Source organism: Kribbella sp. NPDC051587, assembly GCF_044453945.1.
Taxonomy (GTDB): domain Bacteria; phylum Actinomycetota; class Actinomycetes; order Propionibacteriales; family Kribbellaceae; genus Kribbella.
Genome location: NZ_JBITDE010000013.1, coordinates 1 through 22668, shown reverse-complemented (window position 1 = coordinate 22668; position 22668 = coordinate 1). Strand labels below are relative to the sequence as shown.

Sequence of the window (22668 nt, the reverse complement as noted above, 5' to 3'; positions counted from 1 at the left end):
TTCCTCACTGGGTGAGTACTTCGCCGTCGCCGGGACGATGATCCCGGGAGCGGCGCAGGTCGGAGAACGCGAACCCGCGCTGCAGCCACCGGTCGCGGCCGTCGTAGCGCGGGACGAAGGACGAGCGGCCGTGCAGGGCCACGCGGTTGTCGACGATCGCGATGTCGCCGTGCCGCAACCGGACACCGTCGGCGTGCTCGCGGATCGCCTCGTTCAGGACGGCGAGGGCGACTTCGCCCGCGGCCGTGGTCGCGCGGGTGGCAGCCTGGTCGTAGCAGAGGTCGGGGTCGTCGGCGTCGCCGCTCAGGATCGAGTGGGCGGTGCCTGCAGCTGCGCCACCGAATGACGGCGGCGCAGAGGTCAGGAACTCGTTGCGGTGCAGCGTCTTCCGTGCATCTGCCGGGAGCTGCGGGAGCAGGCGGCGTACACAGGCAGTCCGGAGTTCGGCGACCTCGTCGTGGTCGGGACGCAGGCACAACAGCATCACGTGGTCGGGGCGGTGCGGGTGGAAGGCGTTCTCGGTGTGGAAGGTGAGTTCCGCCGACCCGACGTTGCCCTGCACGTGCTCCTGGCCCCGCACCGGTACGACGTCCTGCACAAGCGCGCCCGACTTCTCCGCCAGGAACGAGCCGGGGTCGCCCAAGCCGTGCGCGAACAGCAAGAGAGTGACGGCAGGGACAGTCGCCTCCCGCTGCACGGACCCCGCGACCTTAGGGGTGTCCGGCACGTCACCAAGTGGCAATCCGGTGACAACCAGTCTGCCGTCAGGTCCGGAGTGCCGCCGGAAGCTCCTGATCGTTGAGCGCAGCGCGACCGGCACGTCTTCCCATGACCGCCGCACTTTCGCGACGAACCCGGGCTCGTCCACGGAAGAGCCGTCCGCGAGCCGCGCCGCGATTTCGGCCAGCCCGGCCAGGTCCTCGGCGTGCAGCGCATCCGTTGTGGCTGTGGTCATTCGCCCATCGCCTCGATCAGGCTCTTCGGCCGCAGGTCCGTCCACTCGCGTTCCACGTACTCAAGGCACTCGACGCGTGAAGCAGGGCCGTGCACGCACGTCCAGCCATCCGGCACGGCCGCGAACTCCGGCCACAGCGAGTGCTGATTCTCGTGGTTGACCAGCACCAGGAACACGCCGTCGGGATCGTCGAAGGGATTGGTCATTGCTCATTCCTCTCGATCAAGCGGGCGAGTAGCCCGCCGATTTCTTCTGCGGGTTGCTTGTCGAGCAGCCCGTCATGAGTGGCGTCGACCGGGTACGCGTCGATGCGCCCGGTGATGTGCGACTGCCACAGTTCGGGGCTGCGCAGGGTCTCCCCGTCCGCGAGGCGAGTGGCTTGGACGAAGGCGATCTCGCCGTCGAAGGTCCGCGGCACATGCTGGGCAGCGATGGCGTCGTTGTTGACGAACACCGCATTGGCGGTCCTCAGATGCTGCAGTTCCGGGGGAAGCTCCAGTTGTTCGAGGAGCTCTTTCTCGGACGGGGTTGCCGCCGTGCGGGGATAGGTGTCCAGCAGCGCGAGCACGGCGACCTCGGCACCGGATTCTTGGAACTGCGCCGCCATCTCCTGCGCGACGTATCCGCCGAACGACCACCCGACCAGGTGGTAAGGGCCGATCGGCTGAATCTCACGGATCCGGGCCACGTAACGGGCGGCCATCTCCGCGATACTGCCCGGCAGTTCGCCATGACCGTCGAGTCCATCCGCCTGCAGCCCGACCAGTCCGAACTCGCCGCTCAGGTTGGCGTAAGGCCAGGCGAGGCTTCCCACCGGGTGAACGCAGAACATCGTCGGAGAGCCAGTCCGCAGCGTGATCACGGGAGCCAGCGGGTCCGTGACAACGGAGTGCCCGCCGGGTGTCGACGTCAGCGCCGCGAGCAACGCAGGCGTGGGCGCGCTGAACAACGAGGTCAACGTGATCTGCCCGCCCAACCGAGTCTGCACCCGGTTCACGATCTGGGCTGCGAGCAGCGAATGACCGCCCAGCGCGAAGAAGTCGTCGTCCACGCCGACCCGATCCACGCCGAGTACCTCGGCGAAGATCTCGCAGACGGCCAGTTCGGTCTGGGATGCGGGGCGGTGGCTCGTTGCCGCCGGTTCCGGCAGGCGAGCCCGGTCGAGCTTCCCGTTGGGATTCAACGGGATTTCGTCCACCTCGACGAACACCGACGGCACCAGGTGCGCGGGCACGATTGCGGCCAATGCACCCCGCAATTCGCCCGGCTGCAAAGGCCGTGCCGCTACGACGTAGGCGACGAGCCGACCGGCGCGCGCGATCACCGCGGCCTGACGCACCCCGTCGACAGCGGACAGCGTGGCCTCAGCCTCGGCCGGTTCGACCCGGAACCCGTGGATCTTCAGTTGGTCATCCGTGCGCCCCGCGAACTCCAGTCTGTCGCGGACCCAGCGCACGCGGTCGCCCGTGCGGTACATGCGTTTCCCGCCGTGGAACGGGTCGGCGATGAATCGCTGCGCCGTTGGCCCCGGCTCGTCGCGGTAACCACGAGCCAGGCCGGCACCCGCAACGTACAGATCGGCCCAGACACCATCGGGCACCGGCTGCAGCAGGTGGTCGAGCACATAAACCCGCGCGTTGCCGATGGGCGTGCCGATCGGCACGGCCCCCTCGGTCTCGGCGACCTCCCAGATCACACAGCCGACGGTCGCCTCGGTCGGTCCGTATTCATTGACTATCAACGCGGAGGGGTTAGCGGCGCGCCAATGCCGCAACACCTCCGCGTCCAGCGCCTCGCCGCCGACGACGAGGTTCTGCGCGGACGGGAGGTTCATCAACCGCAGGTGGCTCGGCGTGACCTTCAGCAGTCCGGTCGTGCCCTCGAGCTCACCGAACCGCACGTGACCGCCGGCGAGCAGTGGTGTGAAGAGAGTCGTGACCGGCATGTCGAACGCGACGGACGAGTGCACCAGCGCCCCGTCTGCGGCGGCCGGGTAGAGCCGAACCGCCTCGGCCAGGTAGGCCACGAGCGAAGCGTGCTCGATCACCACGCCCTTCGGCGTACCGGTAGATCCGGAGGTGTGGATCACGTACGCCGCCGACCGCGGATGCACGTCGACCTGCGGCCGCTCTGTCGGGAACGCGTCCAGCCCGTCGAACGACTCCGGCTTGATGACCGTGGTGCAGCCGCGGGTCATCAGCTCGATCCGGGCGGCGGGGTAGTCCGGGTCCACCGGTACGTAGGCCGCACCGGACTTCAGCACCCCGAGCAGCGCCACCATGAGATCCTGATTGCGGGGAAGGACCACACCGACCAGATCACCAGGACCGCTGCCGATCTTGCGGGCGAGCTGGTTCGCGCGGGCATCGAGTTCCGCGTAGGTCAGGGAGCCGGCCGCCGGCGCGTCCGGCGTCCGATCGACCTGTGCCTCGAACAGCGTGGGCAAGACCTCTCCGGACAGTGGCCTCTCGGTGGCATTGCGGGTGACCAGAACCTCGTGCCGTTCGGCTTCGGTCAGGATCGGCAACCCGCTGATCGGCTGCGCTGGATTTGCCATGACAGCGCCGAGCATGCGCAGGAATCGCGTCACGATCGCGGATGCGGTCGCCCGGTCGAACAGGTCGGTCGCGAACTGCAGCGATCCGCGCCACCCGCCGCCGTGCTCGGTGAAAGCGAGCAGCAGGTCGAACTTCGCCCGACCTCCGCCGAACGGGAGCAGCTCGACGTCGAGTCCGGGTAACGTGGGCGTGAAGGGCTCGCCGTCCATGGACAGCATGACCTGGAACAACGGGTGGCGCGCGGCCGACCGCGCTGGATTCACCGCCGCCACCAGCCTGTCGAACGGTACGTCGGCGTACGTATAGGCGGCGATATTTGCGTCTCGTACTCGAGCGAGCAGGTCGGTGAACGCCGGGTCGCCTGACAGGTCCGTGCGCAACGGCAAGGTGTTCGTGAACAGACCCACCAGATTCTCGAACGTCGTGTCGCGCCGCCCGTCGACTGGAGCGCCGAGCACGACATCATCGCCGGCGCCGAGCCGGCTGAGCAGCACCGCAAATATGGCCTGCAAGACCATGAACTCACTCACGCCGTCTCGACACAGTCCGGCCAGCGCCGTTCGGGTCGCGGCAGGCACCGTGAACGGCACCTCGTCGCCCGCGAACGACTGCACCGCGGGGCGGTCCCGGTCGAACGGCAGGTCGATCTGCTCCGGCACCCCACGCAACACGTCGGTCCAGTGCGCGAGGGCCTCTTCATGGTGCTGCCGCAACGTGAAGTCCGCGTACTGAGCGGGCAGCGGCGTCCACTGTGGAGCGATGCCGCGGACCCGTGCCTCGTAGGCCAACGCCAGATCACGCGCAAGCGGCCGCATCGATCCGCCGTCGCCAGCGATGTGATGCAACGTCACGAGCAGCACCTGGTCCGGTGACAGCACAGCGCGGATTGGTAGCTCGCGATCGAGGTCGAACGGCCGGGCCACCGCCTCGCCGAGTGAGAATGGAACCTCGTACTCGTCCAGCACCCGCTGGAACGGACCGGCAGGGTCGACGATCGTCCGTAGCGCCTCGTGTCGGTCCAGGACATCGCCGAACGCCGTCCGCAGTGCGTTCACATCCACCTTGCCGCGCAACCTCAGAGCGATCGGAATGAGGTAGGTCGTGGATGGGCCTTCCAGCTGGTGCAGGAACCACATCCGGGCCTGGGCAGCCGACAACGGCACATCAATGGGCTGAAGCGCGGCCTCTTCGCGCGCCGATGGACGCAGCCTCTCGGCGAGACGAGCCACGGTCGGCGCGGCGAACACATCCCGGATCTCCACGGCGGCGCCGAATTCATCGCGCAGCCGGTTCACCAGCCGTACGACCAGCAACGAGTGACCACCCAAGGCGAAGAAGTCGTCGTCCGCTCCCGGTTCAACACCGAGCACGTCGGCGAACAGCTCCGCGACCCGGCTCTCGACACCCGGTGCCGGTGGCCGCGACACAACCTGCGGAGTCTCTGGTGCGGGCAGCACCTTGCGGTCGATCTTGCCGTTCGGCGTGCGTGGCAACGCATCCAGCACCACGAAGGCCGACGGGACCATGTACTCAGGCAACGCCTGTGCCAGCACGTCGCGAACAGCGCTGACTTCCGCATCGCCGACCAGGTACGCCACGAGCCGTCGGTCGCCCGGCTGGTCCTCGCGCACCATGACGGCCGCCTGAGTCACCCTCGGTAAGGCCGTCAGCGCGGCCTCGACCTCGCCCAGCTCGATGCGGAAGCCTCGCAGCTTCACCTGGTCGTCGACTCGTCCGGCGAACTCCAGTAGACCGGCCTCGGTCCACCGCGCCAGATCACCGGTGCGGTAGATCCGCCCCGCGCCGTACGGGTTCGCCACGAACCTTGTCGCGGTCAGGCCGGCGCGTCGGTGGTAGCCGCGCGTCACCAGGTCACCGGCCACGTACAGCTCGCCGACCACACCGACCGGCGCGAGTCGCATGCGTGCGTCCAGCACGAGAATCTTCGTGTTCCACACTGGCGTGCCGATGGTGATGACACCAGATGGCACTCCGTCGTCTGGCTCGATCCGGAAGGTCGTGCAGCCGACGGTCGTCTCGGTCGGGCCGTACTCGTTCAGCACGGTCGCACCGGGATGCTTGGAGCGCCATACATCCAGAGCGTCGCCGAAAAGCGACTCGCCACCGAGGACGAGCTGGGCGCCGGGGGAGTACTCGTCGCCGATGACGTCGAGCATCTGCAGGTGGCTCGGTACGGCCTTCACGAAGTCCGGCTTCGTTACCGAGACTCCCGCCGCCGGTCCGGTACCGCTCCACGGCACCAGCTCGACGCAGCCGCCGGCCAGCAATGGCCCATACAGCCCGGTTGCGGTGAGGTCGAACGAGATCGGCGAGTGCACCAACGTTCGGCCCCGCAACGAGGTGTACTCACTGGTCGCCCACACCAGGTAGGCGACAAGCGACTGATGCTCGACCACGACCGCCTTGGGAGTACCCGTCGAGCCGGAGGTGAAGATGACGAATGCGGCGTTTTCCGGCCGGACCTCGACCTCGAACGGCTCGGCGTCCTCAATGGTGGTCAGGAACTCCGGAGTCACCACTGCGACCGGCGCGATGTCGCGGACCATGAAGTCGATCCGCTCCGCCGGGTGCGACGGATCCAGCGGGAGGTATCCGGCTCCGGTCTTCAGTACCGCGAGCAACGTGACCAGCACGTCCACACCAGCCGGCAGCGACACCGCGACGAACCTCTCCGGCCCGGCTCCGATTCGGGCCAGATGCCGCGCCATCCGTGCCGCCGCCGCGTCCAGCTCGGCGTAGGTCAGCACTGTTTGTCCACAAGCGACAGCTGGGGCGTTCGGTGTACGTGCCACCTGAGCCTCGATCAACGAGGTCAACGTGCCTTCTGGCAACGGGTGTGCGGTGTCGTTCCAGCTGTCCAACGCTGCGCGCTCGTCGGCCCCGACCACCTCCAGCAACCCGATCGGCAGGTCCGGCGTCACGACGACGGCCGCGAGCAGATCCGCGAACCTGTCTGCCAGTCGTTGCGCCGTCGCCTCGTCGTAGAGGTCTGTCGCGAACTCCAGGAAGCAGTCCAATCCGTCGACGCTCTCCCGCAGGAAGAAGGACAGGTCGAATTTGGCCGTCCGTGACGTCAGCTCGATCACTTCGGTCCCCAGACCGGGTAGGTCGACGTTGACGACCATGTCCGCGTCCACCCAGTTCAGGCTGACCTGGAACAGAGGGTGCCGCGCAGTCGAGCGGACGGGATTGATCGCCTCTACGATCCGTTCGAAGGGCACGTCCTGGTGCGAGTACGCGGCCAAATCGGCGGCTCGCACCCGCGCGAGCACCTCGGTGAAGGTGGGTGCCCCGCTGACGTCCGTGCGCAGCACCAGATTGTTCACGAAGAAGCCGACCAAACCGGTGAGTTCCTCGTCGGTTCGGTTCGCGACGGGCGAGCCGATCACCACGTCCTCACCCGCGCCCAGCCGGTGCATCAATGTGACAAGCGCGGCCTGCACCACCATGAATGTTGTTGCGCCGCGGTCGCGACCCAGAGCCACTAGTCCGCGGTGGACTTCGGTAGGCACGGCGAACCGCACCACGTCACCCCGGTACGACGAGACGGCCGGGCGTGGCCGGTCGGCCGGCAGTTCCATTTGTTCCGGCAGCCCAGCGAGCGCGGATGTCCAGTGCGCGAGCTGCTTCGAGATGAGGCTGTCGTGGTCGGCGGCAGACCCGAGCAGATCCCGTTGCCACACCGCATAGTCGGCGTACTGCACCTGCATCGGGCCCCAGTCGGTCACTTCCCCGCGCAGCCGTGATTCGTAAGCGGCCAGTACGTCGGCGGCCAGCGGTGGCATCGACAGCGCGTCACCTGCGATGTGGTGCAGCAACAGCACCATTACGTGCTCGCCTGCCGATACCCGGAACAGCATCGGCCGGAACGGCGGCTCGGTGGCGAGGTCGATCGGCGTCGCCACGGCCTCCGCCAGAGCGGCGTCCAAGTCGGTGACCGGTCGTACGTTCAGCGTCGGCGCGGCCGGAAGCACGACCTGATGAGGTCCCTCCGCATCCTCGGCGAAGATCGTCCGCAGTACTTCATGCCGTGTGACGACGTCGTCCAGCGCTGCGGACAATGCCGTGACGTCGAGGTTTCCGGTGAGGCGCACTGCGATCGGCAGATTGTAGGCGGCGGACGGACCTTCGAACCTGTAGAGGAACCAGAGCCGTTCCTGGGCGTGTGACAACAGCGTCCGGCCCGGTGCCCGACGGGCGAGCGCGGGCCGGCGTTCGGACGCGCCGTCCAGCAGTACGGCGACCTGCGCCGGAGTCGTTGCCTCGAACAACGCTGATAGTTCGACCTCGACGCCGAGCACGGTCCTGATCCGGTTCGCGAGCCGTGCCACCGACAGTGAATGCCCGCCCAGTGCGAAGAAGTCGTCGTCGAGAAACACCTCGGGGACCCCGGTGATCTCTGCGAACAGCCCGCACAGCAGCTCTTCCCGTGCGTCGCGGGGAGCCCGGCCGGTCGACGGGCCGAAGTCCGGCACCGGCAGCGCCGCCCGGTCCAGCTTGCCCGTGGGCATGGATGGAAAGCGATCCATCTCGACGATCGTGGGCGGCACCATGTACTCCGGCAGTTTCTGTCCCAGAGCTCGGCGCAGCTCTTCGTGGTCGACAGCGGCGGTCGTGACGACATAGCCGACGAGCCGTTGGTCGTGTACGGCGGCAGCAGACCTGGCCACGCCGGGGAATGCGTCCATTGCGGACTCGATCTCGCCCAGCTCCACCCGTTGCCCGCGTAGCTTCACTTGTCCGTCCGCGCGGCCGAAGTACTCCAGTTCGCCGTCTTTCCATCGCACCAGATCTCCGGTTCGGTAGAGACGGGAGCCGTCGGCGGCGAATGGGTTCGCCACGAAGCGGTCCGCGGTCAGAGCCGGCTGGTCGAGGTAGCCGCGGGCGACTTGCAGGCCACCGATGTACAGCTCGCCGCGCACACCCGGTGGTACCGGGCAGAGCCGCGCGTCGAGCACATAAGCCGTGGTGTTGAGAACGGGACCGCCGATCAGCACGGTGTCCGGTTCGGCGGGGGTCGGCCAGCGCGTGACGTCGATAGCGGCCTCGGTCGGCCCGTAGGCGTTCGTCATGATCGCGTCCGGGTTGTCGCGGTGGAACCGCCTGATCAGCTCGGCGGGCATCGTCTCGTCACCGGATTCGACATAGCGAATTGACTGCGGCAGGTCGGCCTCGGCGAGGAACGCGGCGAGCCGTGACGCGCCGAGGTGCGCGACTGTCACTTGCTCGTCGTGCATGAGCTTCGACAGGTAAACGGGGTCACGGTGACCGCCGGGCTTCGGTACGACCAGCGTCGCGCCTCGCGAGAGCGTCCAGAAGACCTCCCACACCGAGACGTCGAAGCCGGTTGGCGTCGCCTGCAGCACCCGGTCGCCCGGTCCGAGGCCGACGTCTTTCTGCATCCACTGGAACCGATTGACCATGCCGGCGTAGGTATTGATCGTTCCCTTGGGACGTCCGGTCGATCCGGAGGTGTAGATGATGTACGAGCTGTTGTCCGGGTGGGCGAGTGTGCCGAGGTTCTCGGCACTCTCGTCCGGGGCGCCGACCGGCAGGCGCTCGAACCCCTCGACGTCGTGCTCGGCCATGATCAGCGCGGCACCGGAGTCGCGCAGGATGTACTCGATCCGTTCGGCCGGATAGCCGGTGTCGACCGGCACGTATGAGGCGCCGGCCTTGATCACCGCCCACAGAGCCACGATCAGGTCGACCGAATAAGGCAGCATGATCGCGACCCGGGTCTCCGGCCCGACGCCACGGTGCCGCAACGCCCGGGCGAGCCGGTTGACGCGCGCGTTGAATTCGCCGTAGCTGACCCGTTCGCCAGCGGCGACCACTGCCTCCAGCAGCGGGTCCTGGGCTTCCATCTGCTCGACGAACGACCAGTCGGTGATCTCAGCGGAGGTCGCGTTCCAGCCATGGACGACCAGTTCACGTTCCGCGGCTGACATCACGTCAACCTCGGAGAGTCGCAGGCCCGGCTCCGCGGTCACCACCTCGAGCACCCGCACGAATCGTTCGACCAGGGTCTGGGCGGTCTGCTCGTCGTACAGGTCGGTGGCGTACTCCAGGCGGCATGACAGGCCCCCGTACTCGTTGGCCACGCAGTCGAAGTGCGCGTCGAACTTCGACGTGCCGTTCATGATGACGTCCGGCGCCACGTCGATTCCGGGCAGCGTGATCGTGGCGTCGGTGAAGTCCAGCAAGGCCACCATGACCTGGAAGAACGCGTGCCGTGACCGCGACCGCTCTGGCTTCAGGTCCTCCACGAGCCGTTCGAACGGCACGTCCTGGTGGGCATAAGCGGCCAGGCCCGTCTCCCGGACGCGGGTCAGCAGGTCTGTGAACGTCGGATCGCCGGACAGGTCGAACCGGTAGACGAGCGTGTTGATGAAGACGCCGACGACTTCGTCGAGCGCAGAGTCGGTGCGTGCGGCGATCGCGCCGCCGATCGGCACGTCCTCGCCGGCGCCGAGTGAGGTCAGCAGCATCGCGACCCCGGCCTGCAGCACCATGAACGGCGTGCTGCGGGTCTGGCCCGCGAGATTTCGCACCCGTCCGTACAGCTCGGGTGAGATCTCGAACAAGGCGTGGGCGCCCTCGTACGACGGTGCGGCCGGACGTGGCCGGTCGGCCGGGAAGGTGACCTCCTGCGGTAGGCCCGCCAACTGCTCGGTCCAGTAGCCGACCTGTCGGTCGAGCTCATCGGTCAGCGATTCCCGCTGCCATACGGCGAAGTCCGCGTACTGCACGGGAAGTGGCGCGAAGTCCGGCTCGGCACCGGAGCTCCGGGCGGTATACGCGGCGGACAAGTCGTCAGCCAGCGGCGTCAGCGACGCGCCGTCCGCGGCAATGTGGTGCACGATCAGCAGCAACACGTGCTCGTCGGTGTTGCGGGAGAACAGCGTTGCCCGCAGCGGCAGGTCACAAGTCAGATCGAACGGGACAGCGGCCAGTGCTGCGAGGTCGGGGTTCTCCGTCGAACGCCCCATCGTGAACCCACCGGCAGGCAACAGAACCTGATGCGGGCCCTGCTCGTCCTCTGGGTAGATCGTGCGTAGCGGCTCGTGCCGCATGATCAGATCCTGGAGTGCGGCATCCAGCGCGTCGGCGTCGACGGGTCCAGTCAGGTGGATCTGCAACGGGATGTTGTAGGTGCCGGAGTCGGCCCGCATCCGTTGCAGGAACCACATCCGTTCCTGCGTGAACGACAGCGGTATCCGGGCCGGGCGGTCGCCTGCAGTGATCCGCGACTGCCCCTGTTCCCCTCGAGCCAGGAGGCCGGAGATGCCCGCAACCGTGGGCGCGGCGAAGACTTCGCGTAGTGACAGCGCGACGCCGAACTCGTCGCGCAGCCGATGCACCAGCCTGATCATCAGGATGGAGTTGCCACCCCGTGCAAAGAACTCTTCGTCCGCACCGATGTCATCGACCCCGAGCACCTCGGCCACGATCTGTCGCACTACCGCATCCGCACCGGAACCGGTGGCCCGGACGGCTCGGCGGGTGGTGTCTGCCGCAGAACGGCTGCGCACCTCGAACGCGCCGGCCGGTCGGTCCAGCGAATCGGCGGCCTGGTGCAGTACGGCGATCAGATCGTCGGCGAGTGCCGTGATGTCCAGCACGCTCGTACGGGCCGCGAACCGCACCCGTAGCGACGCCTCGGGAAAGACTGCCAGCGAGATCGGATAGTGCGTCTGCTCGCGCAGCTCGGCATCAGCGAGCCGGAGACCGCCCGCGGAGAGGTTCTGCGGCAGCGGGAAGTTCTCGAACGCCACCACTGTGTCGACCAGTTGACCGCGGCCAAGGTCGGCAATGCCGAGGTGGCGGTGCGGTACCAGTGCGGCCTGCGCACGTTGAAGGTCGGTGAGCACGGCGCTGAGGGGACGGTCGTCCAGTTGGACGCGTACGGGCACGGTGTTGAGGAACAAGCCGATCATCCGGTCCGCGCCGGGCACATCGGCGGGCCGGTCCGCGACGGCCGCGCCGAAGACCACGTCGTCGCGACCGGTGACAGCGCCGAGCAGCACCGCCCAAGCGCCCTGGATGACCGTGTTGAGTGTCAGCCCGTGGGCGCGAGCGGCCTTCACAAGTCGTGTCGTCGTCTCCTCTGGCAGTACTGCCTGGTGGATGAAGTGCTCGCTGTCGGTCGACAGGAGCGGAGCAGGCTCGAACCCGTCGAGTTCCTCGTTCCAGGCGGTGAGCGCAGCTTCGCTGTCCTGGCCGCGCAACCAGCGCAGATAGGACTGGTACGACGGTGCCGGCGGCAACTTCTCTTCGCCGTACAACCTGAACAGCTCGGTCACGAGCAACGGAAGCGACCAGCCGTCGAGCAACAGGTGATGGCGAGTGATGACGAAATGATCCCCGACGGCAGCGAACCGGATGAGCGGCGGCCGAACCACGCTGAAACCACGCGCCCGGTCCCGTGCCAGATAATCGTCCAGGTTGTCTGGTTCCGCCCAGATCACCTTGACCTCGGCCGGCACCACCTGAATGGGCTCACCGGCAGACCGGCTGCGGAAACCGGCCCGTAGTTGCGGATGTCGGGCCAGAAGGGCTGCGGCGGCGTCGCGCATCCGGTCGGGATCGAACCCGCCTTCGATCCGCAGTACCAGTTGACCGACGTACGGGTCCTCTTCCTCGTACAGAGCCAGGAAGAGCAAACCCTGCTGCAACGGTGACAGCGGTTGCACGTCCGTCATACCGCGCAACCGGTCCAGCTCTGTCTGGGTGATCTCGACCAACGGGACATCCGCCGGAGTCAGCCCGTCCGGCTCTGCCGCGATCCTGTGCAGCGCGCCCACCCAAGCCTCCGCCCGCTGCTGGATCTCGTCCGCACCGAACAGCTCCTGCGGGAACGCCCACTCCGCGACCAGTTCGGTGCCGCGGATGTAGGTGGTGATTTCGATGTCATGTGCGAGCGCGAGCCCGTCGGCAAGCAGCGCGAACTCCACGACATCGGCGGGCATCTCACCGAGGTGGTTGACCGCGATCCTCGGTGTTCCGGTCACCTCGGTGCGCAGATCTTCCTTGGCCTGCCGCAGTTGCTGTGTCGCCGTATGCAGGGAGAACGTGCGGAAGTCGGTGAACCAACCGACGGTCGACGCCGTATCAGCGTCACGGCCGTGACCTTCAAGGTGCACGAGCAGGTCTTTGCCGTGAGCCGCGACCAGAGCCGCGAGCAACAGTTCGTCCGGTGTGGCGTGTGGCTTGGTCAGCAATGAGGCCGGCGCGGTGACCTGAATCGTGCGCGGCGTGCCCGGCCGTGGATCGATGGCGATGTCGGGACGACGCTGACGTAGTGCCCAGGCGCGGAACGACGTACCGGGTGCGGACAGCGGGCGGCCGTCGAGTGCGTTGTGCAGATCGTCGAGCAGCACCCGCCACGAAACGCCGTCCACCACGTGGTGATGCAGCACGAACCGCACGCGGTCCGGCGACCACCGAACCCAGCCGCTGTCGTCACGGGTTACCACGTCGGCTGCGTTGATTGCGCCGACCGGCAGGATCTCGGTGCCCCGCATGCGCAACGCGTCGTGCCGGTCGAGCATCTGTTGCCACGCGGCGACCAGGGCGTCGTACTGGATCTTCGCAGCGATCGTCACCGACTGAGTCAGCCCGGAGCCGTCACCGCGCCGCGCGAGCCACCGCATCGTCGGTGTCGCGGGGAACTCGCCGACAGGCTCGTCCTCGATGGGCTCCACGGGTACGGCGACCGCTGCCAGCCCGGCGACGGTCGGGTGCGCGAACACATCCTGCGGCGCGATCAGCCAGCCCTGCTGCCGCAGCCGGGCCACCAGAGCCAGCGCGGAGATGCTGTCCACGCCGAGCGCGAACAGGTCGTCGTCCACGCCGGGCGAGACCTGCAGCAGATTGCTGACAGCCTCGACCAAGGCGGTCTCGATCTCACCTGCGGCCGGTCGGGATTCGGTCGGCGCAGGTGTGGGCAGCGCGTTCCGGTCGAGCTTGCCGTTGGCGGTCGTCGGGATCGTGGCGATCATCAGGACGAACGCGGGTACCATGAACGGCGGCAGCCGACGGGCCAGCCACTCACGTGGCTCCTCGCTCGGCGTACCGGTGACGTACCCGGCGAGTTGAGCACCTCGTGCGATCACGACCGCCCGCTCGACCCCCGGGAGCTGTGCCAGCACCGCCTGTACCTCACCAGGCTCGACGCGCTGGCCGTTGATCTTGACCTGGCCGTCGACCCGGCCGACGTAGTCGATCACACCGTCGGGGCTCACTCGTGCAAGGTCTCCGGTGCGGTACATCCGTTCGCCGCTACCGAACGGGTTCGCGACGAACCGCTCCGCGGTCAGGTCCGGCCGGTCAAGATACCCGCGGGCCAGCTGAACGCCTGCCAGGTAAATCTCACCTATGACGCCAGGTGCAGCAGGTGCGAGCGCTGCGTCCAGCACGTACACGCGGGTGTTCGCGACCGGCCTGCCGATCGGTACGACGTCCGCCACGACGCAATCGTGGATCGTCACCTCGATCGAGGCCTCGGCCGGGCCGTAGCAGTTGTACAGCCGCACCCCGGCGTTGGTCTCGAAGAACCGTTGCACGACAGCAGGTGGGAGCGCTTCGCCGATGCACACGACGAACCGCGCCGACGCGGGCAGCACGTGCTCAGCCAGGAACGCGGCCAGCATCGACGGTACGAAGTCCGCGACGGTGACCTGCTCGTCACGCATCAGCCGCGCGAGGTACGCCGGATCACGGTGACCACCTGGCTTGGCCAGTACGAGTGTGGCGCCCTGCGTGAACGGCCAGAACAGCTCCCCTATGGACACGTCGAATCCGATAGGAGTCTTGTGCAGCACGCGATCCGCGGTTGTGAGGGGGTGTTCGGTCTGCCGCCCGGCGATCCGGTTCGTGATGCCCTCGTGAGTGATCACAACACCCTTGGGTGTCCCGGTCGACCCGGAGGTGTGAATCACGTAGGCCGCGTCTCCACGTGGGACGTCGGGGTTGTGACTGCCCCCGTCATACGAAGTGGTCTCGTCGATGACGAAAGCGGGCTGGATCCGGGCGAGTAACCCGTCGGCGGGGGTGTCCGGATCGATCGGCACGTAGACCGCGCCGGCCTTGAGTACGCCCCAGACCGCCGCGATCAGCTGTACCGACCGCGGCAGCCGCACCACTACCAGGGCTTCCGGGCCGATCCCCTTGCCGAGCAACGTGTGCGCGACCTGGTTGGCTCGCGCGTTCAGCTCGCCGTACGTCAGCCGTTCGTCCCCGACTACTGCCTCGGAGGTGGGGTCTTGCGCCTCGAACGCAGCGACGAGGTCCAGGGCCGGCAGATCGCGATCTGTGTGCTGCCAGGTATTGAAACGCTCGCGATCGGCGCTGCTCAGCAGGTCCACGGCGCTGACAGGCAGGTGCGGGTCAGCAGTCACCAGCCGGACGAGCCGGTCAAGGTGTGTTGCAACAACCTCCGGTGTGAACCGGCCGGGGTGTGCGCCGACCGTGAGCTGCACACCGTCGCCGTCAACCGCCGCGTCCAGTGACAGGTCCCGCACCGGTCCCGACGACAGATGATGCACCACCAGGTCTCCCATGGCGATGGTGGCGAACGGCATCAGGTTCACTGTCGGACCCAGCGGCTGTACGTCGAGCGCGCGCCGCAGTTCGGTTGCGGGGAAGCGCTGATGGCGTTGGGCCTGGGAGAGCCCGGCCGTGACCTGTTCGGCCAGCTCGGTGAGTGTGGTCTCCGGCCGCACCCGCACCCGCAGTGGTACGTCGTTGACGAGCATGCCGGGTGTGGTCATCGCGACCGGTCCCTGCCGCGCGGCCAGCAGTACCCGCAGCACCACATCAGATGCGCCGGTGACGCGGTGAGTGTAGGCAGCCATCGCTGCGATGACCTGCACGGACCAGCGGCCGGTCAGCGGCACGTGGGTGCTGACTCTAGGCAGGCTCGCCGAAAGACCATCCGCACCCGTGCCGAGGTCCGTGGGCTCTGGCCCGTCGGCGAACTCAGTGGTCCAGTACTCGCGGTCCCTGAGGTGACGCGGTGAGGTGAAGTAGGAGCTCTCCGACTCGACGAGATCGTCCAGAGTGCCGAATCGCGAAGGCACAGGCTCTTGGCCGGTGCGGAGTGCGTCGTGGATCGTCACGAGCCGTTCGGTGTAGAGCTTGAGCGAGAATGCGTCGAGCAGTACGTGGTGGTAGCGGAAATACAAGAGGACGCGTTCCGGTGCGACGCGGAAGAGTACGTGGGTGAACAGTCCGCCGTCCGTCATGGACCGAGGCCTGGCGAGGTCGGTGTCCATCCAGGCATGGGCCGCATCCTCTGCGCAGGTGATTTCCTCGAGGCGGCCGGTGATGGTGTCGTCGAGGACCTGACGGCCATCCGGCGTTATCCGGATGCGCACAGCCTCGGTCTCGGCGACCACCCGGCGCACAGCCTCGCTCAGGTGCTCGGCGCTGCCGAGTTCGAGGTACACCGCGCAGTTGAAAGCGGGGCTCGAGGCGGCGAGTTGCTGGGCGACCCAGACGTCGTGCTGGGCGGCAGTCAGTGGAAGCCCAGTCATGCCTGGGACTTTTCCGCGATCATGGTCGCGATGACGGCGGCAAGCGCCTCGATACTGGGGTGGTCCCACGCCAGCACAGGATCAACCTCTAGGTCGTACTCGTCTTCGAGGTCCGCGCACAGCGCCACAGCAGTGAGTGAGTCGAGCCCGTACTCGGCCAGCGGTCGCGAGCTCTCGATGCAGGCGGGGTCGCGGTCGAGATAGACGGCGACCCTGCTGGTCAGCCAGGTGCGGAGGGTGTCGTCGGCCATGTTGCTTCCTTTGGGTTCAGTACCGGCCGAGCAGGTTCGTGAACGCCTGCTCGTCGTCTTGGTGGTGGGGTGTCTCGGTACCGAAGACCCGCAGTACGCAGGCCTTCGTAAAAAGCTCGGCGTAGCGGGTCGTCAGGTCGTAGTGGGCGGGCGCGGCGTCTACCCCGAGCTGGGACGGAGGCAGTGCGGAGCAGACCTCGGCGAGATCCTGGAGCTCGGGCGTGCCGTGCAATGTGGACGTCACGGGGTCGAATCCGCTGGCGTTGACCGCGAAGGCGTCAAATCGCAGCGGTGCGATCTCGCCGTCCACATCGAACAATCCAGGTACCTCTCGAGGCGGCTTGCTCCACGATCGCTTTGCAAGCAACGGCAGTTGCGGCAGCAGGCTCATCTGACAGGCCGCCCTGGCGACGTGCCCGAAGCCCACCAGTCGCACATCCCGCAGCAGTTTCTGCACCATTCCGGTCGGCCCCTCCCGTAGGTACGAGTAGGCGCCGAGCAGATCCGCCACGCGGTCGAGGGCACTCAGTAGCAACCCGGATACGACGAACTTCACGACCGCCGACGAAACGCTTCCTGCACGAGGGGCAAGGTGCAGCACGCGCACCCCGACCGCGCTGACGACCTCGGCGGTCAGCAGATCGCGGTATGCGCCTACCAGTTCGGCCCTGACGTGCGGCAGGTCGACGGCCCGGCCTCTGTAGAGCGTGCGTTCGGTGAGATGCTCGACCGCTATGCGCAACGCGGTGTCCAGCACACCGACCGCCATGGCGGGCAGCGAGGTCCGGGTTACCTGGAAGGCCTTGAGGAGATGCTCCAGCCCAGAGCCCGGCTGTCCGAGGACAGCGTCTGTCGGCGCGAGGTGCCCGGTGAATTCGAATCCGCCGAGCTTCACGCCGCGCACGCCGTCGGTACCGTAGCGGGGGAGCGTCACGAGGCTGTCCTCGTCCCCACGGTCGAGCCACATCAGCGAGTGCGCCCGCGGGCCGCCGGCCGGGTCGGTCCGGGCGAACACCACCATCGCGTCGGCTCTCTCAGCGTTGGTGATCAGCTCCTTGCGGCCGTGCAGCTCCCAACCGCCCTCGGCTCGCGTGGCGGAGAGCTCTGCCGCCGTGAGGTCGTTGCCGTGGGCCAGTTCCGTAACCGCCACTGCGAGCCACTCGCCGCTCAGCAGGGCGTCGGCACAGCGCTGCCTCTGCGCTGTATCTCCCGCCTGCCATACGAGGAGCGAGGCGATGAATGGCCCACCGGCGTTGGCCAGCGCCAGCGCCGGGTCGCGGCGGTACAGCTCGCGACCTACCTCGACGAGTCGGTCGAGCCGGGTGAATCGCCCGCCGAACTCCGCCGGTACGAACTCTGCGGCGAGCCGCAGGGCGCGCAGTTCGGCCTCGCCGGAGAGTTCGGCACGTTCGTCAGCGGCTAGTACTGCCTCGAAGCCGAACAGGCTGGTCGGATCGCGGGGCGATCCGAGGTCGAGAAGATTGACTCCGACGTCCAGGGCGCTCACGTCCTCGTGGCTCATGCCAGCACCCCGTCGGCCAGCGCTTCGAACGCCTCGTCGTCCGTCCGCGTCTCCAACACGGCCATACACCCCCGCAGCGCCGCGGCCGTCCACTTCGGGTCCCCGTTTCGGGCCAGCGCGTGACACGAAGCGGCCGCGTAGAGCCGCTCGTATCGCGCGGCCAGCTCGAACGCGCTCTCCGGTAAAGCCGCGACCGGAACGAACCCCGCCATCTGTGTCAGCAGTGCCTCCCGGTCCGCCGCGATCTCCTGGCAGGCCTGTACGAGGCTGCACCCGGTCCGTGAGGACAATGTGAGCCGAGATCGGTCGAAACTCTGCAGCGGCATCGCGGCATCCGTGACCGTCGACAGGCCGTCAGCCTGTCGGCCGGCAGACCGCGACAGGCGCGGGAACTGGGCCGCCAGCGCCGCGCGGTTCACCGCCGTGCTGCCGTCGAAGATCGCGCAGATCCGGTGGTCACGGTCGAGCTTCGCGTACCCGTTGCCTGGCGCTGAGGTGAGGAAGGCCCGCGCACCGAGCAGACTGGCGACATCGGCCAGCGCCTCGTGCACGATCGTAGGCACGAAGGCCTTCGCGATCGGCGAGATCACGCTCAATTCGCCGGGCAGTGCGTGCACCGAGCGGCTAGCGGTCGTGCTCACGGCCTCGGCCAGGAGAAGACATGCGGCGACGCGGCCGATCAGGCGGCGGGCGTGGGGAAGTGTGGCGAGCCGGCGACCGTAGAGCACGCGGGAGAGGGCAAACTCGCGAGCCAGCTGCAGTGCGTGGTCACCGGCGCCGAGTGAGAGTGCGGTACAGGCGATTCTGGTGAGCTGTAATGTCTTCAGCACGACCGGCAGTCCGTCGCCGACCTCACCGATAGGCTCACCCAGTGTCCCGGCAAGCGTGAATCCGCTGATGTCGGCGCCGCGGATGCCGTGCGTGCGTACCTTCGGCAGGTTGTGCCATGCGTCTGAGCGTTCGACGAGGAACATCGTGAGACCGCGCGGGCCGTCACCCGTTCGAGCGAGCACCGAGCCGAACCCGGCGCGCGAAGCGTTGTTGATCAACCACTTCTCGCCGCTGAGTCGCCAGCCGTCGGGGCCGGCGACAGCGGCCATCTCACCGGCAAGCAGATCGGCGCCGTGCCCGCGTTCGGTCAGTGCCAGGCACACCGGCACGCCTGCAGAGACACGACGAGCCATCGCGGCGGTCTGCTCCAGGCTGCCGGCGACCCACACAGGGGCGGCGCCGAGGAACGTCTTGCCGTGCGCGATGGCGGCGGTGAGATCGTGTGCGGCGATGACCCGGAGCGTGTCGATCGCGACCGTGAAAGAGCTCTCCTGGTCGAGTTGGTAGACCGAGGGAACTCCGAGGGCATCTAGATGTGCGAGCGCGGCCGTGGGCAGCTCGTCGCGGGCGTCAAGCTCGGCGATAGACCTGCGCGACCATGGCCCTCGACGCAGGGAAAGCTCTTTCTCGACAGTGCGGGGCAGCTCGGTAAATCGTGACCGTTCGTGATATCGACAGGGAGTTTTCACCTGTTCGTCATCGTGGAGACAAGGCTTCTCAAAGGCATTCACATCGAGGAACACCCCATCCCTTCCGAATCGATTCGCATGGCGACAGGTGATACGCGATCCGGACGGCTTCCTTCGTCGCATCCGGGCGTCATAAAACGCGCCGAAGTACAACTGAGAGTCATTGAGATCAATCCTTAATAAATTACTTGCTGTCGTCAACTATCTCATAATAACCACCACGATCAACTTGCCGTCAAACCGGTCGACTACCTGTCAAGACTTGCCGATGCTGGCCGATCAGTCGAGTTCAGGCGCGACGTGATGAAGCGGCGATCGGGTGAAGTGGGGTCCGCAGGCTCTGAGGGGAACGATGCAGCAGGTCTGGCGTCTGGCCTGCTAAGCCCGGGCGTCGATAGCCATACCGGGAATCGGGGTCCATGGCTCAATGCATGCATCACGCACCATGTCGTGCACCTGTGTACGCGTTGTCTACTTGACGTTGATCGCGGCGTGGTTGGTTGGTGGTGATAAGCACATCATTCAGCCGAGTTCGCGTCATCGGAGACGCCTCGCTGATACGTGAGGGCAACGGCTCCGGGCGTTTCCGTCGCCTTGTATGCCTTTTGATCTCTGCGGCTCGGCGAATTGCACCCGAAACAAGACGTTCAGGAGCGAGGGCCGGCCGCTGATGTCCGGATGCATGCCATTTTCCTGGTATGAATAGAAGCAACCTTGACGCATCAGGAAATTCGGCTACCTCATCTGCCGGTGACGACCGTGCTATAGGAGCGATAAGTGACTGACTTCCGCAAGCCCCCAGTCGACTCGCCGGCCGCCGAGGATTTCGACTCGACGATGGTCGACGCTTTGGAGGAGATGGCTGGCGAGCATCCCGGATACCGCAGAATCCATGCCCGGGGGCTGCTTCTGGACGCCCGCTTCGTTCCCACGGGCCATGCGGCAGCGTCCACTGTCGCTCCCCATCTGCAAGGCAGCGAGGTGCCGGCCGTCGTCAGGTTCTCACACGTCAGCGGTGACCCGACCGCAGCGGACTCGATGCCGACGGTGCGAGGAATGGCGGTCAGGTTTCTTTCTCCCGGGCAGCCTGAGTCCAACCTCGTCAGTGTCAACATGCCGGTGTTCGTCGCCTCGACGCCACCGAAGTTCCTCGAGTTGACCCGGCGCTTGACGGCCGCACCGCTTCCAGGCCCCGAGCGTCAGGCTCAGGTCACATCGTTCATCACAGCTCATCCCGAATCTCTGAGGGCCTTCGAGTTCGCTGCAGCGCTGAGCATCCCCGAGAGCTATGCGACGACGCAGTACTGGGCGAATCATGCGTTCGTCTGGGTAGGGCCTACTGGCGGCCGCAGGCACGTCCGGTACCGCTGGGATCCTGTAGCGGGTGTGCAGTCGGCGACGCCCGAAGAGATCGCCTCCTGGTCTCCCACACATCTCACCAACGAGTTCTACAGGCGCATGCGGCGCGGAGCGATCTCCTTCGTCTTACGTGTTCAGTTCGCGGCTGCCGACGATCCTCTCGAGGACAGCACACAGCTCTGGCCGAGTGACAGAGAGGAGATCGAGGTGGGAACCCTTGAAATCAGCCGGCCATCGCACAGAGCAGGCGCGTGGGATGCTGTGACGTTCGACCCCCTCAGGGTTGGGCAGGGGATCGAGCCGTCGAACGATCCCGTCCTACTTGCCAGAAGCGCGGTATATGCGATCTCGCAGCATCGCCGCGCTCGCGAAGCACTCAATGCGTTCGTCCCCGATTCGCTGTAGACGGAGAAACACCGGAAGTGCGTCTTGGCTGAGCTGCGGTGGGCGGCCGGGTTCGCAGGTCCCTGCCGCCCCTCTGTCAGTGAACGGCGTCTGGGGCTACGAGCACAGGCAACACAGCGTCGAAGAGCGCCGCGAAGGTTCGGCTTGGCATGATGTGGCCTCTGTTCGGAGCCGTGATCACCAGCCCGTAAGCCCAGACCGCCGACCTGGTTCGCTGATCAGGAGTTCCGTGATGCCCCGGATCCGTGAAGCCGCAGTCACCAATCGAGTGGAAGACGCGCACAAATGTCTGAACTCGATGCCACTGAAGGGCTGCTCCCCGAGCGTGGGCCAAGAAGTAAGCCGCGAAGGCGTCTGCCATGAGCTCAGTGCGACGACTGGCTTCGGCGCCCGTGAGCGGCGAACTGAACAAGCCGTCCTCGTACTGGATGTGATGTCCGAATTCGTGGGCCAGCACGCTCTGCGGTGAGACGTCGCCCAGCCCTAGCGCCGTGAACGCCTGTTGAATTCCGTCACCCATCACAATCGCATCGGGCAGCGCGGCGAGGCCCGGATTGCTGTCACCGACGCCGCTGAAAGCGAACGCGTTCAGAGTCAGCAATGGCGCATCGCCGAGACGTGCGATCAGTCCCTTGGCCCAGTTCGAGTAGGTATCGGCGAACCGGCTGGACGTGGTTTCGTCGCGCCCGAAGATCGTGCGGAAGGTGGTGTAAAGCGCCGATCGGTCGGTCATGATCGATCCGTGCATCGGCAGCAGGTGGATGTCATCGGATTTGATGTCCCAGAAGGCCCGCAGCCTGCCGAAGGTCTTGGTGATCGGCTTGGTGAACTCGCCATGTGGACCGTAGCTTGGCGCGGTGTCGGGCGAAACGACCATACTCGCGTAGCCGGCCAGATTTTGTAGCGTAGCGCCGTACAGGAACAGCTGATCTTCGACTGTCCAGCCGTGCAACTGCGACTGTACCCAGGTCGTCATCTCGGTGGGGGTGCACTGGTAGTCGTGCGGATCGATGACGTCAATGAGAGCTCGTTGGACTGGCGACAGTTCGATGCCCAGCCTCTCCGATGTCTTGGTCGCCACCCACAGTAGGTCCGGCGTCACGAACGCGCTGACCTGCTCAGTCGTCGGCCCGGTGCCGATCGCTTGGACCTCGGCCGGTGCGGCCGCAGTCGCAGGTGCAACCACCACTGCCGCTAATCCGAAGACAGCTACCGCGGTGGGAAGAACAAAAAACCTCTTCATGGCTCTCCTCTGAGTTCGGTGCCCGCCACTTGGATGAACTGGCGTGTTACACCGATGGGGACAAACTGCGGCGGGCGAAGCCGCCCTTTTGATGGCAAGATCCGGCATGACGGAGGCTGACAGCCGGCCTCATCCGGTGTTCCGACTCGCACCTGGCGATCGGGCCATCGTGTTGCATCGCAGGCGTGCGCACTTGGCGTGTGGCGGCGCGCACCCCCCACACCCACCCCCGGTAAACCCGCCGCGCCCCGTGGGAGCCACCGCGGGGTGTTGAGGACCCGGTGGGGGGGGGTGG

Annotated in this window: 8 protein-coding genes; 1 reads left to right on the top strand and 7 read right to left on the bottom strand. The window is 66.7% G+C overall.

The window, feature by feature from the left end; all coding sequences use genetic code 11:
* Window positions 1-4: 4 nt before the first annotated feature.
* From ACIA49_RS33610 to ACIA49_RS33585, 6 genes are read right to left on the bottom strand one after another with little or no spacing between them, the layout of a single operon-like run.
* Window positions 5-955 carry a TauD/TfdA family dioxygenase gene (locus tag ACIA49_RS33610; RefSeq protein ID WP_396381998.1) on the bottom strand — a complete coding sequence of 317 codons (951 nt, stop codon included), beginning with the start codon at window positions 953-955 and terminating at the stop codon, window positions 5-7.
* Window positions 952-1161 (bottom strand): MbtH family protein, encoded by a 210-nt coding sequence (locus ACIA49_RS33605; RefSeq protein WP_396381996.1) that lies wholly within the window; start codon window positions 1159-1161, stop codon window positions 952-954. The genes ACIA49_RS33610 and ACIA49_RS33605 overlap by 4 nt, the downstream gene beginning before the upstream one ends.
* Window positions 1158-16073, bottom strand: coding sequence for an amino acid adenylation domain-containing protein (locus tag ACIA49_RS33600; protein ID WP_396381995.1), 14916 nt, complete (start codon window positions 16071-16073; stop codon window positions 1158-1160). Before ACIA49_RS33600 ends, ACIA49_RS33605 begins: the two co-directional genes overlap by 4 nt.
* The gene (locus tag ACIA49_RS33595) at window positions 16070-16324 is read right to left on the bottom strand and encodes an acyl carrier protein (protein ID WP_396381993.1); all 255 of its coding nucleotides are present in this window, start codon (window positions 16322-16324) and stop codon (window positions 16070-16072) included. The genes ACIA49_RS33600 and ACIA49_RS33595 overlap by 4 nt, the downstream gene beginning before the upstream one ends.
* Before the next feature lie 16 nt (window positions 16325-16340).
* The gene (locus ACIA49_RS33590; protein ID WP_396381990.1) at window positions 16341-17846 is read right to left on the bottom strand and encodes an acyl-CoA dehydrogenase; all 1506 of its coding nucleotides are present in this window, start codon (window positions 17844-17846) and stop codon (window positions 16341-16343) included.
* Entirely contained in the window at window positions 17843-19567 is a 1725-nt protein-coding gene (locus ACIA49_RS33585; protein WP_396381988.1) for an acyl-CoA dehydrogenase, read from the bottom strand. Before ACIA49_RS33585 ends, ACIA49_RS33590 begins: the two co-directional genes overlap by 4 nt.
* Before the next feature lie 576 nt (window positions 19568-20143).
* Between ACIA49_RS33585 and ACIA49_RS33580 the strand changes: the two genes are divergently transcribed.
* Window positions 20144-21130: a catalase gene (locus ACIA49_RS33580; RefSeq protein ID WP_396381987.1), complete on the top strand. Its 987-nt coding sequence runs from the start codon at window positions 20144-20146 to the stop codon at window positions 21128-21130.
* Window positions 21131-21206: 76 nt separating this feature from the next.
* On the opposite strand, the gene ACIA49_RS33575 is transcribed toward ACIA49_RS33580, so the two are convergent.
* Complete coding sequence (locus ACIA49_RS33575) at window positions 21207-22373, bottom strand: hypothetical protein (RefSeq protein WP_396381986.1); 1167 nt, start codon at window positions 22371-22373, stop codon at window positions 21207-21209.
* Window positions 22374-22668: the final 295 nt, after the last annotated feature.

Excerpts from the sequence above, each read along its gene's own strand:
- ACIA49_RS33600 (WP_396381995.1), bottom strand. The coding sequence starts at position 16,073 with ATGACTGGGCTTCCACTGACTGCCGCCCAGCACGACGTCTGGGTCGCC.
- ACIA49_RS33575 (WP_396381986.1), bottom strand. The coding sequence starts at position 22,373 with ATGAAGAGGTTTTTTGTTCTTCCCACCGCGGTAGCTGTCTTCGGATTA.
- ACIA49_RS33610 (WP_396381998.1), bottom strand. The coding sequence starts at position 955 with ATGACCACAGCCACAACGGATGCGCTGCACGCCGAGGACCTGGCCGGG.
- ACIA49_RS33605 (WP_396381996.1), bottom strand. The coding sequence starts at position 1,161 with ATGACCAATCCCTTCGACGATCCCGACGGCGTGTTCCTGGTGCTGGTC.
- ACIA49_RS33590 (WP_396381990.1), bottom strand. The coding sequence starts at position 17,846 with ATGAGCCACGAGGACGTGAGCGCCCTGGACGTCGGAGTCAATCTTCTC.
- ACIA49_RS33595 (WP_396381993.1), bottom strand. The coding sequence starts at position 16,324 with ATGGCCGACGACACCCTCCGCACCTGGCTGACCAGCAGGGTCGCCGTC.